At 59.6% G+C, this 13093-nt stretch carries 15 protein-coding genes and 3 pseudogenes; 7 read left to right on the top strand and 11 right to left on the bottom strand.

Annotated elements, in window-relative coordinates:
- From AC1DVN_RS30565 to AC1DVN_RS30555, 3 genes and pseudogenes are all read left to right on the top strand, one after another.
- Positions 1-985, top strand: a pseudogene (locus AC1DVN_RS30565) (hypothetical protein); the annotation flags it as partial.
- Positions 961-1677, top strand: coding sequence for an Imm52 family immunity protein (locus AC1DVN_RS30560; protein WP_257207367.1), 717 nt, complete (start codon positions 961-963; stop codon positions 1675-1677). The pseudogene AC1DVN_RS30565 and the gene AC1DVN_RS30560, both read left to right, overlap by 25 nt.
- Positions 1678-1725: 48 nt before the next feature.
- Positions 1726-2259 (top strand): hypothetical protein, encoded by a 534-nt coding sequence (locus AC1DVN_RS30555; RefSeq protein WP_477848174.1) that lies wholly within the window; start codon positions 1726-1728, stop codon positions 2257-2259.
- Between the two features lie 278 nt (positions 2260-2537).
- Here AC1DVN_RS30555 and AC1DVN_RS30550 read toward each other — a convergent pair whose 3' ends face one another.
- Positions 2538-2678, bottom strand: coding sequence for a hypothetical protein (locus tag AC1DVN_RS30550; protein WP_474339071.1), 141 nt, complete (start codon positions 2676-2678; stop codon positions 2538-2540).
- Between the two features lie 603 nt (positions 2679-3281).
- On the opposite strand from AC1DVN_RS30550, the gene AC1DVN_RS30545 reads away from it, so the two are divergent.
- Entirely contained in the window at positions 3282-3656 is a 375-nt protein-coding gene (locus tag AC1DVN_RS30545) for a hypothetical protein (RefSeq protein ID WP_477848178.1), read from the top strand.
- A gap of 63 nt (positions 3657-3719) precedes the next feature.
- Here AC1DVN_RS30545 and AC1DVN_RS30540 read toward each other — a convergent pair whose 3' ends face one another.
- Positions 3720-4007, bottom strand: a complete 288-nt coding sequence (locus tag AC1DVN_RS30540; protein ID WP_477848180.1) for a hypothetical protein — start codon at positions 4005-4007, stop codon at positions 3720-3722.
- Between the two features lie 189 nt (positions 4008-4196).
- Here AC1DVN_RS30540 and AC1DVN_RS30535 point away from each other — a divergent pair, with 189 nt between their 5' ends.
- Positions 4197-5288, top strand: a complete 1092-nt coding sequence (locus AC1DVN_RS30535) for a matrixin family metalloprotease (RefSeq protein WP_477994796.1) — start codon at positions 4197-4199, stop codon at positions 5286-5288.
- A 149-nt stretch (positions 5289-5437) separates the two neighbouring features.
- Positions 5438-5911: a hypothetical protein gene (locus AC1DVN_RS30530; protein ID WP_477848182.1), complete on the top strand. Its 474-nt coding sequence runs from the start codon at positions 5438-5440 to the stop codon at positions 5909-5911.
- A 60-nt stretch (positions 5912-5971) separates the two neighbouring features.
- Here AC1DVN_RS30530 and AC1DVN_RS30525 read toward each other — a convergent pair whose 3' ends face one another.
- The 3 genes and pseudogenes from AC1DVN_RS30525 to AC1DVN_RS30515 form a co-directional block, all read right to left on the bottom strand.
- On the bottom strand, positions 5972-6550 hold the full coding sequence (locus AC1DVN_RS30525) for a hypothetical protein (RefSeq protein WP_477994794.1): 579 nt from the start codon (positions 6548-6550) through the stop codon (positions 5972-5974).
- Between the two features lie 144 nt (positions 6551-6694).
- Positions 6695-7484: pseudogene (locus tag AC1DVN_RS30520) on the bottom strand (hypothetical protein).
- 97 nt (positions 7485-7581) lie between these two features.
- On the bottom strand, positions 7582-8301 hold the full coding sequence (locus AC1DVN_RS30515; RefSeq protein WP_477994792.1) for an SOS response-associated peptidase: 720 nt from the start codon (positions 8299-8301) through the stop codon (positions 7582-7584).
- A gap of 65 nt (positions 8302-8366) precedes the next feature.
- On the opposite strand from AC1DVN_RS30515, the gene AC1DVN_RS30510 reads away from it, so the two are divergent.
- A complete protein-coding gene (locus AC1DVN_RS30510) occupies positions 8367-8594 on the top strand; it encodes a hypothetical protein (RefSeq protein WP_477848188.1) in 228 nt (75 codons plus the stop codon).
- A gap of 197 nt (positions 8595-8791) precedes the next feature.
- On the opposite strand, the gene AC1DVN_RS30505 is transcribed toward AC1DVN_RS30510, so the two are convergent.
- The 6 genes and pseudogenes from AC1DVN_RS30505 to AC1DVN_RS30480 form a co-directional block, all read right to left on the bottom strand.
- Positions 8792-8971, bottom strand: a complete 180-nt coding sequence (locus AC1DVN_RS30505; protein WP_477848190.1) for a hypothetical protein — start codon at positions 8969-8971, stop codon at positions 8792-8794.
- 104 nt (positions 8972-9075) lie between these two features.
- A complete protein-coding gene (locus AC1DVN_RS30500) occupies positions 9076-9771 on the bottom strand; it encodes a hypothetical protein (RefSeq protein WP_477848192.1) in 696 nt (231 codons plus the stop codon).
- Between the two features lie 79 nt (positions 9772-9850).
- Positions 9851-10438, bottom strand: a complete 588-nt coding sequence (locus AC1DVN_RS30495; protein ID WP_477848194.1) for an SMI1/KNR4 family protein — start codon at positions 10436-10438, stop codon at positions 9851-9853.
- A 923-nt stretch (positions 10439-11361) separates the two neighbouring features.
- Positions 11362-12336, bottom strand: a complete 975-nt coding sequence (gene ligD / locus AC1DVN_RS30490; RefSeq protein ID WP_477848196.1) for a non-homologous end-joining DNA ligase — start codon at positions 12334-12336, stop codon at positions 11362-11364.
- A gap of 281 nt (positions 12337-12617) precedes the next feature.
- Positions 12618-12803: a hypothetical protein gene (locus AC1DVN_RS30485; RefSeq protein ID WP_477994791.1), complete on the bottom strand. Its 186-nt coding sequence runs from the start codon at positions 12801-12803 to the stop codon at positions 12618-12620.
- An 88-nt stretch (positions 12804-12891) separates the two neighbouring features.
- A pseudogene (locus tag AC1DVN_RS30480) lies at positions 12892-13093 on the bottom strand (hypothetical protein); the annotation flags it as partial.

The following is a 13093-nucleotide window of genomic DNA, read 5'->3' as shown; positions in this document are numbered from 1 at the left end:
TCCCACGATTCCGGAACCCTCGCAACCCGCTTCGCCCGGCGATCCCGACCGCGGCCAGTGGGAACCATCCACGCCGGGGGAGATCGGTGATCCAGGGCCGAACCTGACACCAGGAATTTCTACCCCGAATGTTCCCTCGCCAGGTCACGTCGAGGAACCGAGTGAGCCGACTCTGCCCGATGTCGGCCAGGTGCCGGTGAATCCGGATGCTCCCGGCGCTCCACAGCAACCCGGCCCACCGGAATTCGACCCCTTCGCCACCGATCCGAGCACCATTCCCAGCCCCGGCGTCATCGAGGATCCGACGCAGCGACCCGCGGTCACGATGCCTCCCACACAGCCTGACAGCCCGGAAGGGCCAGGGGTTGAACAGGATCCGTTGTGGTGGATGCCGTTCGCACGAGAAAAACCACCGCAACTCGCACCCGGGGAAACACCGCCGGACATCGTGGAGGTCGAAGGAGTCGGCCCGTTGGATCTGCGTACGCTGCAGTCCAGGATCATCGGTGATCGGGATAGCACCGATGTCGGTGTGTGGGGTGAAGCGAAGGAAGGTGACCGATACGACGCCGCTCGGAAGTTGAAGCCGTATCGGGTGTTTCAGGAACTCGTCACGTTGGTGGACGGCAAGTTCGCCTTCATCTTGCCGCTCGATGCCGCGAAGAACGGCGCGCTCAAATTCGACGGGTGGTTCCCGGACATGAACGTCATCGTCGACGCGAAACACATCTACGAGTTCATCTTCGACCGGAACGGTGAACCTCGCCTCACAGGGTGGTTCGCTGATACCTGGCGAGTGAAGTGGCCTGATACGGCACGGGCGCAGCTTGCTGCCCTCGCACAAGCTGGCATGGACGCGGAGCTCGTGTGGGTGATGCTCAACGAGCAATACGCTGAACTCGCCAGGGAAGGTTTCGAGCAAGCAGATGTCGTCGGTGTGACGGTGGAGACTATTACGCAATGGCTGGAAAGGACGGGGCGATGAGCATAGTCGGGCGATGGCCGACAGTGATCGGATATTGGGGCACGCGGGTGCAGACGAGTCAGGAGGTGGCGCAGACGATGCGGGCCTTCCTCGACGACCTGGAAGCGATCGACCCGGATTGGGCATTGCCGTGGGTGAATACGAAGCAGCGAAGTCGAGGTACTGCGGATCTCAGTGTGGACGGGTTGGTGCGAATCTTCGAGCACTCCCGCTCCGGGGAGATGGGATACTCGGATACCCCGGGGCCGGGCTACAGCATCAGTTTGTCGCCGGAAGACGGAACCGCGCGGGCGATCATCGCCTGGGTCGGCGGCGTGGAAACCAGTGCACCCAACAGTGTTCAGGTGGCGTTGCCGACGGAAAAGGATGTTCCCTCCGAACTGCGACGGTTGCTCGACCCAGGCATCGGAGACGCGATCATGAAAGTGATCGTCGAACATTGGGAACCGGATCGGGCTCGATGGAGCATCGGCGACTACAGGAAACTTCAGAATCGGTCGAAAGGCGAGGTCGAGGTGGGATGGGAGACGTACTTCCATTCCGGAATCACACTCGATCGCAGCATGCTGCCCCAATCTGCGGTGGTAGAGGAACTGCCCACTGGCACGTTGATCCGGCTGGGAGACAAGCCAATGGAGGTCGCTGCCGCCGACATCGTGGCAGTACGCGCAGCGTTCGGGTATCCGGTGTAGCGCCAGAGCCTGTTCGGATTGGCCGATCGTCTTCGAGTAGGAGTGACGTTGTCAGTCTCATCTCTACGCCTCGATCCGACGTCCGGGTTGACCGTCAAAGTCATCGCGCGGAAGGGACCGCCGGAAGCCGAATCGGTCACCGCAGCGCTGGCAGCGCGGTCACTGCAGTTCCTTCGAAAGTTTGATCCGGTCTTTGACGTCGACATGTATCGCTCCGTGAGGAATGACCTTCCCGACGGCGTCGCGGTCGAGCAGGCTTTGGCCTTGAATGGTGGTCAGGTCATCACCCCTCAGACAGCGACCTCCCTCGAAGCCGCAATGATCGAGAGCAGAAAGTCTCCTGATGCCGCAGGCGGGATCTACCCACTCTCATTCGGGCATCAACTCAGGTTGTTCACCGACGACGGAAACATCGAAATTCTCATCAATTTCGGGGGTATGGCAGGAGCTGGTTCCTTACTGAGCACCTTCATCTGGCCGTACCCGGGGGGCTTCGCTGATGAATCTCTGACCTCACTGTCATTGAAACTCGTCCAGGGCATGGCCGATATCTGGGACGCTCACACGGCCGTGCTCTACTGAGGTGTGAGCTCCGCATCCCGAGCGCGGGTGCGAGGGTGTCGGTTTCGGTGCTCATGTGGGGCTCCTTTGTGGTGGTGGTGGGTGGCGGGTCGTCGCTCAACCGCAGATGCAGTCCTCGTCGCCAGCTCTTTGCGCGGTGCAGGCGTAGTCGCCGGGGTCCGGGTAGCTGCACATCTGCGTGCCGTCTGCCATTGCAGGGCAGGAGGTTTGGCCGCAATCGCAGTTCGTCTCGTTGCTCATCGTTTTTTCCTTTGCTCGAGGTTAATGGGTGGTTGTCGTTACTCGGCGTTGACGCACTGCGCGGCGTCGTCGTGCATGCGAGGGCAGGAGTAGTCACCGCACCCGCAAGTCAGTCCGGCGTAATGGATGGTTGCCGCGCTGTAGTCGTCGCCCTCGGTGTAGTCGTAGTCCTCGCTCATCGGTGACCTTTCGTTCGTGGCTGGGGACCAATCCCGTGCCCCGCCAATTTTTTTGCCCTTCTGGCATAGGAGAGTTGGACCGGCATTAGGGGGCCGGAGTGCAATTGGTGAGCGGAAGAGTTTTTCTGCGAGCTTGCGAGTGCGGGTTGAAAAAGTCTTTCGCGCCGAAGGCCGGAGCGAAGCGGAGTCAGCGGTTGCGCGCAGGTCACCGCCGGTCAAAATCGGAAGGCCAGAAGGGAAAACAAATAAAACGCTTTTCCGGAACGGAGCGAAGCGGAGTTCTCTTCGGGGGACACCGCAGGTGGCCGGGCCGCCGGGCAGGCGGATGCAGTAGGTGATCCGACCGACCGGGTTGAGTGCCAGGCATTTACTCATATGGAACTGAAAGCGGCAAACGGACCGTTTCCGCATCCGCACTTAAGGGCGAAAAGTCTTGTTTCACCTAGTCATAAAGTATGAATGGCCAGATTGCGGGGCTTTCCGCTACCGCTGATGTGACCGACGTCATGTTGCGGCAAATGTTCAGTTACCGGCTTTTGCGATACCGTCAGTTACATCAAGTTGGTTGCGGTCGATGCAGCCTTCGCGTCACAGGAGGTTTCGATGTCCCGTTCACGTATAGCTGTAGCTGCGCTGTTGGTCCCGGTCGCAGCCGGTGCTGTCGCTCTCCTCGGTGCGGGTGCCGCTTCTGCCGCAACCCCGTACTCCGGCAACGGGTATGTCGGCATTCGATTCGATCCGAACGAAACTCAATTCATTGCCGACACCAATGCCGCGGATTTCCTCGAGGTTGTTCCGAACGACTACTGGAGCATCGCCCTCGGCGAAGGCTCGATCTACAAGGGTGACGGCCAGTACGTCTACGCCAGCATCGATCAGTTGGTCGAGGAAACAGCGTCCCACCGCGGTGAAATCTCCTTCTCGCTCACCGATCCTGCGATCTGGAACAACAACATCTACATCCTCCAGAACTGGTGACATAGGTCGAGTTTGTACGCGTGGGGCCGGTGAGTGCATTGCTCACCGGCCCTTTTGGTTCGCTCAGGAGGTGGCCGGCACTTCGGTGATGGCGTCGGCTGTCACGAGCATGTCGATTTCGACGAGGTTGGTTCCGCCCGCATCGGTGACGTACACGGTCACCCCTGCCAGCCATTGCCCGTCGTGCATTCTCGCCCAGAATTTGAGAATGCCGTCGAGGTATCCGGACATGTAGAGCGCGGATGTTTTGACGCGCATGCTCACGTGATCGGCGCGTGATGCTCCCCCGCGTCCGAGCGGGAGGGCGCGGCCGATGTCTTGTGCACTACTGGACAATGACCAGTGGCTCATCAAGACCACAAAAGCAGAACGGGCGGGCAACGCGCCGATAGACGATTTTGGAACAAAACCTTAGCCGTCAAATCGTTATCCCTTCGCAATGAAGCATTTCGATTCGATTCCAAATCACTGATTTAGGTTTAGCACACCAAACGGTTTGGTTTTCGAAGCAATGTTCCATTCACGCGGAAGGACATTCCATTGAAGATTCACCGCTGGCCGCGCGCCCGCTCGCGTTTGATGACACCATTCGTCATCTTTTCGGCCATCGTCGCAACCCTGCTGGCAGCACCCGGTGTTGCACACGCGGATCAGTACCGAAATGGGCATTGGATTTTCGGTTCGATCGAGCAGGAATTTATCCGTTTCCTCAACCCCAACGGATCGTCCAGAATTGGGGAACCGACCAGCGATGAACTGCTCGCCGGCTGGTCGGGCGAAGGGCGGTGGCAGGAATTCGGTTACTCAAATCGAATTTTCTGGACCGCGGCGGTCGATCCCGGACGTGGCCGTCAAGTCGGAGGGCTCATCCTGGCCAAATACCTTGCACCGGCCGTTGGATATGAAAAGGGAGACCTCGGATACCCGGTCACCTCGGAAGAGGCAGCTGTCGGTGGCCGCTACAACAACTTCCAGGGTGGAGCGATCACTTACCAAAACGGCGCCTTGGCCGCGTATGTAACGAAGGGCGATCTTCGGGCACAGTGGGGCGCTAGCGGATGGGAAACCGGACCTTACGGATTCCCAACCACGGATCCCTACCAATGCGCGTCGGACACGACCGCGAACACCGTATACGGCGGCTTAGGGCAAACCTTCCTCAACGGAAACAAATACCTCACCTCGGGCGCGGACGATTCGTTCATCAATCCTGGCAACGAGTCCGCCAGTAGTGCACTGAAAACGCTGACGTACAAGGGAACAACGAAGTACACCAGTGCTGTCGCATCCATGCGCTCCCAGTGGAACGGACAAGGACTGGTGCAAGTCAACCCGTCCTCGGATCCGAATCTCGCTAATGTGACGATCAGCGATGTCAACGTCCCTGGCGGAAACGTCGGTGTTTACAGCAAGGGCCAAAAGACCATTGTGTTCAATGACGCTTACCTGGACGGGGACGGCGTATTCAACACCACGTCTCGACGCAACAATGTCGTCACTCACGAATTCGGGCATGCTTTGGGAATGGGACATAGTTGCAAAACGGCCGTAATGGACCCGGTCAGCAGCGATGTCACTCAGCTGAACATCGTCGACAAAACCGCTCTCAAGCAGATGTGGAGTTTCCCATGACAAGACGTCACATCTTGAAACCCGCCACGGCCATATTCGCCTTCGCCACGGTCACTGCATTCTCTGTAGCGTGTTCAAGTCCGCCGCCTTCGAGCTCTGCGGTTGGACAAACTGCTCCAGCCGTTACGGCGCCCTATCAAGTCGACACGGTGGACGGCCTATTCCCGTACGACGTGTCCAACCCGCAGATGGTGGCATTTCAAGCCGATACCGTCGTCGTGGGAACAGTCACCGAAAAGTTGGTCTCCACGTCCAGGATGGGTGCCATCCCCGAAACCCAACACAAAATTCACGTCAATTCTGTTCTGAAAGGTGATGTAGGCGAGGAGATTATCGTTTCGCAGACTGGTGGAATCTCCGAGGACACCAACACCCTGACGATCCTCGACGATGTTCCCCTGCTGGACGTCGGATCTGCATACGTGCTCTCACTCGTGTTCGACCCGGCTGTAAACTTCTACACCGTCATCGCATTCGCGGGCCAGCAAGAGATTCCCGTCGACGAGGCCAAGGCCATCGAAGAAGCTCCACAGCAACGAGGTGGAACAGCGAACGAACCCGAAGCAGTGACCGTCATGCGTGACGCGATCGCCGATCCGGTCGACCCGTTCACCACGGAATAGATTTCACATCCCCAGGTCGGAGGGTTGCAAGCCAGCTATCAGGCATGCAACCCTCCGGCGTCACAATTTGAGCGGAAGACGGTAGATCTGATCGTCGTGCACCGCGAGATTCATCACTGCCTCGTACGCCTCCGGGAGTGGTAGTCGACATGTTCCATCGACGGGAAAAGCAACCCTGACAGCGTTTCCTGTGGCGTCAACCAACCACACCACCGGTGTGGGAATGCTTGAGGCCGTGGGGCACTCACCGAACCACGGCGATTTGAGCGACTCTCGATTCAACTGCGCGACTACATGCGTCATGTCTCCCCTCCTGGTTGTCTGTAGAAGGACTGCCTCGCTCGAATCCTCTGTGTATTCGAGGAATTGGCACACAACTGCGGATGTCGGCTCGAAGTTGTCAGGAACCGTGCCCGCAGGAGGTAGAGGGTCCGGTAACGACTCCGGGGGCTGGACCGGCACAGGGATCGCGGCCGCGAGCACTTCCGGCGCCAAACATGTCGCGTGATCGACCGCCACTCCCGATGGCAACGCTGCGGGGGCGCGTCGATCGTCGAGGACGCGGAAGGCGATCACCCCGACCACTGCCAGAAGGGCGACCAAAACTGCCGATATGAGCCCTGTACGAGATCGCCGCATACCTAACACTATGCCGACCAGCTACTGGACACTGGACACGTTCAAACCTGGTCTACAAGATGTCGATTTTCACTGCCCTCGGTGGGTCAAATGTCCTGATCACGGGGTGATCGGGCCAGCGTTCGGTCCAGTGGTCGGTGTTGATCACTGTGCAGCCCTCAATGGCGGTGTCGCGGCGAGGCTGTTGTCGTCGACGGCGGCCCAGCGAAGTTGTCCGCTCTCGTCGCGGATCTCCATGCGTCCGGTGCGTTGCTGGAATCCCTTGCCGGCGGCCGCGACGTCGAGCTGAACGCCGGTCACTCGCCCTCTCCCCGCTGATAATCCCGAATACCCGGAGACGCGAGACGAGATCCGCAGATCCGGACCGTCCCATTGCCCCTCAGTGACTATGAGCAGCGATCCCTTACTCCTCGCACGTGCAGCGACCGCTCTTCCCCGTGAGGGCGTCACAGAGCCACCGGCGAGGCCCAGGACAACGACGTCGAAACCCTCCAGCAGAATTGCGGCGCAGTCGATTTCGGCGTCCTTTGGTTGGGACACGAGGGCGACCTTTGTGCTCGTGGAAGGCGAGAAGTCCGAGGCCGGGCATTCCGATCACGGCGACGTGTCCTCCACCAGCGGTGACGGTGGCGAGTAGTCCAATGAGGACCGATGCTGCGCCGTCGACGCTGACGACGGTTCCTCTGGCCAAACCGCCGCGTGGGAGAAGATCACCGATCGGGCCCGGAACGGGAAGCATCCTGAGGGTTGATTGCGCCGTGGCCACGATCGGAGTCGGCTCTTTTTCGCCGACGGCTTTGAGCATCACCGACGGCGTAGCGGGTTCGGTGCCGTCCGAGCGGGCAGGAATCGAAGCCATCTTGCGGCGTAGCTGTTCGAGCTTTTCCGCTTTGGTCAGCACCGTTGTTGCTGATGAGTGGGGCTGTTGGTTCATCGTCGCCCCGCTTTCCTGGATCCGCGCGTACTTCTCGCACACCCAGGATACTCGAACACAAGTTCGATCAGAACCGTATCGAAAGAGGTCTAGATCGCTACTGTCGGGCCACTGGCTCGAGCAAGCTCGGATCGTTGTTCCCCGGAGAGTTCACAGTGGTCGAGACTTCGTACGGTTCGAGGTGCGGCTCCGGCACGGAGTTGATCATGGCCTGGACTTCACCTTTGTCGGTGAGTTTCGGATCGAGCCAGTGTTCCCAGAACGATTCGGGCAGGATCAGCGGGGACCTGTCGTGGATGTGTCCCGTGGCATCGCTGGCTGGCCGAGTCAGGACTGTACAGGTCCATACCCACCTGTTCGGATCATCTTCGGGCAGTTCAGGATCGGGCCACAATTCGTACAGTCCGGCCATCGCGAGGATGTTGTCCTTGCCGTGAAGGAAGTAGGGAATCTTCGCCCCTGCTTCACTTTTCATCCACTCGTAATATCCCGTGGCCGGGATAATGGCGCGCCGTTTGGAAGCACTATTTCTGAACGACGGCTTCTCCGTGACACTTTCACTGCGGGCGTTGATCAGCTTGGACGCCATCTTCCGGTCTTTTGACCAACCCGGCAACAAGCCCCATTGGGCAGTCCTGAGCTGGCGCTGAGGACCGGGGTCAGGGTCCTCGTGCAGCGTTCGTTCGAGGATCACGCGAACAGGCTGAGTGGGTGCGACGTTGTACGACGGGGGCAGTTCATCGCCCACGGTCTGCATAGTGTCGAAGAACGACTGCAATTCCTTATCTGAGCTTCGGTTGGCGTAGCGACCGCACATGGCCTGACCTCCTGTTAACCGGTTCCTGTCCCATTGAACAGTGTGGGTCCGACTTCCACGCTCAGGTGTCGTGTGATGATCTCTGCGAAGACGTCACAAGCAGGGAAAGGGGTAGCGCGATCAACGGTCCTCGGCCGGCATCTGCCGATGTTGCATTAGCGGTCGCTGCCGCCACCGTTCTCGGTGTCACTGTCGGGGTTCTTCTAGCCGACGTGGTGGCAGGTGTCGCTGTCGGAGCCGGTATCGCGGTGGTGTTCCGCTTCGTGTTGCGGACGATCATCACCCGAAAATGACCTGTTGCACTGGTCAGCGGCTCGGAATAACTCTGCGGGGATGCTCGTTGTAGAGGCTGTCGGTGTTCGGTTCTTTGCCCCGGGTACCACCCCAGAAATGCCGCTTCGAGCGGCCACTTGCCGAGAGGCGCAAGACGGGCACCGACCCTGTGAAGCCGCTGACACCATTTCGGTGCCGGCGGCTTCGTCATCTGCCTCTATTGGGGGCGAGCTTCTTTCAACCGCCACACCCCGCCCGAACAACCCTGCGGCAACGGCGGCAACACGTGGCCGGCAACATCGGTGCTGACCCGGCGAGCGTCACCGCAGTCGCATTCGTAGAAGCCGCTGACCGGCGCTTTTTGTCCCGGATGATAGGTCTGTTCAGCTGTACTCATAACTGGATTTCTTTCCCGGATAGCGCATCTTCAAACAACATGCTCAGTGCCGACCGGGAAGGTCGACTGGCGGATGTGCAGTATTCGAAACGTGCAGTATTCCTTCACAGCAATTGCGGTAACTCGAATTCGATCGTTGTCGGGGCCAGGCCGAACTCGGGATATGCCACGGTGATCCACAATGGCCCCTGAGGCGGCGGGCTGAGGAAGTATTCGCCGCCGGTGGTGATGCCGAACAGGTTCTCGGCGATACCACGCCACGAACGGCCACTGTACAACCACGGCTCGTTCGGGTCGTCGGGGTAGTCGCCGGGGTGGGTCGAGTTCGCGAGAATAGGCCCGGTGATGGTGTCGACAATAAGTCGAATTCTGTGCGGTTCACCGGGTTTGATCCGGGATCCGAAATTCATCTGTTCGTTGCTCGGCTGGTTCAGAGATGGCATCTGTTCGACTGTTGTTTCGTGGGCCACGACATGAAAAGCCAGCCCGGTGCGGAACAATCGCAGGCTGTTCAACCGGAGATCGATGTCTGAGTTGGTCTTGAAGTGCAGAGCTATGTCGTATGACGCGCGAAGTTCCGTATCCCCCTGAGGGACCTTTCGATCGTCGGGAAGATCGCGGCTACGAATCAGTTGTTCGGTGCGGGATCGTTCAGGACGGTTCAGGGCGTCAAGTTGCGTTGCCAGTCTCGGATCCGGGATGTCGTCGCCGGCCAGTCGAAGGACCTGTCCACTGCGCAGCACGTGTGCATCCCACTGCGGAGTGGACCGTACGTAGGCGGAATTGATGCGTTCCGACATGTTGTGATCCTCTCGCCCCGGGTGTTTACAAGATCGTATTCCGCCGCCGACCGGATGCAGATGTCCGAAAACTCGGCACCTAGGGGAAATCCCAACTCAACCAGCCCTCGTCCACACTCGGAACCCAACCGCCGCACGGTTGTCCGTGCTCCAACGACGAAGCGACATCCTGCAAGAGTGCGGCGACGGATGGCCAGGTAGTTCCCTGGTCAGCACTGTCTCCGAGAAATTCGCGTACACATCCGCTGGCTTGCCCGGACCGGGTGTCGACGAACAGCAGATCTCCGCGAATGTTGCCGGCTATCGGAATGTACGCAGACAGGTATGTGCCGGTAACAGTTCCGGCCGGCTGATCAAGCAAAGTGATGCCGCCGACAGCTGTCGTCGTCTCCGCCCACTGGCCTGTCATCGATTCCCACACCGAAAGGACGCGGTCCAATGGGAACGGTTGAAACTCCGGAAATATCAAGGCCGAATGCCCACCGTCGGGGTTTCCGTTCTGCAAACCGAACCACGTCCGAAGCTCAGTCGGCCACTTCCTTCCCGTCGCGGCTTCCACCGAGTCGATGACACTTGTGTCCGCCGGCGCATCAATCGCGGCAGCCGTAACCGGAGCTTCCCTCAGACACCAATCGTGGAGCCTGCGCCAGTTCTCTTCAACATTCATGGACGCACGCTACCGAACCAGCTGATCGCCAGGAGGTTGAGACGCGTTCCTCACCACCGGCACCCCACGCAATCACGTCAGCGTCAGATCGACGAGTATCCCGATTTCCCTGACCCAGGGGCCATCTCGCGGCGGAAGCATCGCACTGCTCCAGCCCCGAGGGTCCGCAGGGATGGGAATCTCAGGAACCAACCCGGACCTAAACCCACTCTGACCTTCTCTGACGGGTCCGAGAACGTCGACCCCTACGCGATGTCTGCCATCGGTATCAGGCGAGCTGGTCCGGGTGATCAGTTGCCGATCCACAACCGTTCCAGCGACTTGCGCTTCGGCAGGGATTACCCCAGCCCAGTCGGCCTCGAATACCCCCGACAACTGCACAACACCCTCGTAAGGGGTGGTCGACCGGAAATAGGCACACCACCGATCTCCATAGAGCAACATCGCGTACGTCCCCGGGTGGTTCTGCCCACAGGAGTCGATCCAATCTTGCGACAATCGGCCCTCGTTCAACTGTTCCACTCGCGCTTCAACGTCGGTGCAGAAGCGTGGAGGCGTCGCTGCCCCCGCTTGTCGGAACGCAATTGTGTACTCGACATGGTCGCCCACACTCGGAATATCGACTACCCCGTCCATGATCAGTTCCTCAGGAACGATGATCCGCAATTCCACCACCTTGCCTCCCGGCTCAAGCCCTATCGCCCCTACCCATTACAACGCAGAGGACGAAGCCAAGTGGTCGGATGCACCGTAAACGGCATTTCCTGAGGGAATTCAGTTCTGGCAGAGAACAGTTGCATCCATTGCAACATTGATGCATCTAGTACCTGATGATCCGCCGCGCTCGACGCCACTCGACCATGACTGTCGTAGGTTGAGATTCCTGGGCAAACGACAGCCGCACCGACGCGGCTATGTTGCATCTAGTCGAATAAATCCAGGTTGACTTCATCGGCGGTTTTGTCGTTGCGCAGCCCCCGAAAGGATGGATGCCGAAGGCTGCCGCCGGTGAACTCCCTGTATTCCACATCGCAGACCAGGACAGGTCTTGACCAGGAAGCATTGCGGGTGACCGCTCTCGGCGGCTCGACGGTGAACGGGCTGATCGATTGTTCGAGCTCGACGAGCTTGTCGCGCAGTTCGCGGCGCTGCCGATCCGTCAGGCCCGTACCAACGTTTCCGATATATCTGAGGCCCCCCGAATCGTCGTGGGCGCCGAGGATCAGCGATCCGACTCCTCCTGCCGCACCTCCCGATCCGGGGAGGAAGCCGCACACTACGGCCTCACAATTAGCTCTCAGAGGCGTTTTGATCCAATCCCGAGATCGCTTGCCAGGCTGGTAGATCGAGGCAATATTCTTGGCGACTATACCTTCCAGATGATGTTTACGGGCTACCTCGAGCATGGTCGGGCCGTCGACGTTGAGCCAGTGCGGCGGGACTTTGATGCGCGGGTGCTCGAGGCTGAGGTTGGCGAGCGCTTCGCGGCGCTCGAGGTAGGGCAGATCGGTGGTGGAGGTGCCGTCGATGTCGAGGATGTCGAACACGTAGTACGAGGTCACGGCCTCGTTGCGGAGCTGAGCGGTGGGTCGCAGGACGTGCATGCGGCGTTGCAACAGGGAGAAGGACGGGACACCGTCAGGTCCGAGTGCGACGATTTCCCCGTCGAGGACGGTTTCTCGGTGATCGAGCACAGAGCGGAGTGCATCGACGATCTCGGGGAATGATGCGCTGATGTTGTTTCCGTTGCGCGACCAGAGCACGGGCGACTCGGTACCTGTTGTGGTGATGGCTCTTTGGCCATCCCATTTCGACTCGAAGGCCCAGCGCTCTCCCGTGGGTGGATGCCCGAGTGTGGCGAGCATCGGCGGCACTGGCTTTCCGGTGGCGGCGCTCATTGCTCTACTGTGCGCGGGTTTGTACTGGTTTCGGCCGGTTTTCGGAGGTTGAGACAATAGCGAGATGAGCGAGAGTGCAGAACCGGATGAGGTTCAAGGGTGGAGCCCGGCCCCGGACGAGGGCCGGGGCCGGCCCGGTGCTGACTTCGGATGGTCGGTGGGCGTACCGGTACAAGGATGGCGCGGAATTGATCATGATGAAGATGCCGGAGCGTCCTGCCCCGGCGTAGGAGTGCAGCAGTGAGGCCCGCACCGAATCCGGTGCGGGCCTTGCCTGTTGGTTAGTCCAACTGTGTATTCATCTTGTTCGCGAGCCATTCCGCGTCCGACTGGACCATCGGTCCGCGTAGGCAGTAGCGGCCGCGGTTGTCTTGGACGTAGTGGGTGAAGCACTTGTTTTCGTATCCGCCGCGTTCTTCGGTGCGGGGTATTACGACAAAGCGTGTGGGAGCGGCTGTTTCGGTCATGTGGCTGCCTTTCTGAGAGTCGGTAGAGTCGCTCCCCTGTCACCAGGTCGAGTGCTTCTATCAACTTCGCAAACATCACCCACCCTGCTCAGGGCCCGTCGGTACCGGCGAAGACAAGTTCAGGCGTACCCACAATCGACTGTCCGGGGTGTAGTTGCTGCTGTAGGGACTCGATCCCGGCAGCGTCGAGTGTTCCGCGGTGAATCTGACAGGCCCAGTCGAAATCTTCTGTAGACCAGCCGATCTGATATCCGTAAGTCTTGGTTCTCCACGGCTGGTTCGATCGCGTG

The organism is Rhodococcus sp. P4_E4, from assembly GCF_056401575.1.
This window is presented reverse-complemented; position numbering and strand designations above follow the sequence as displayed.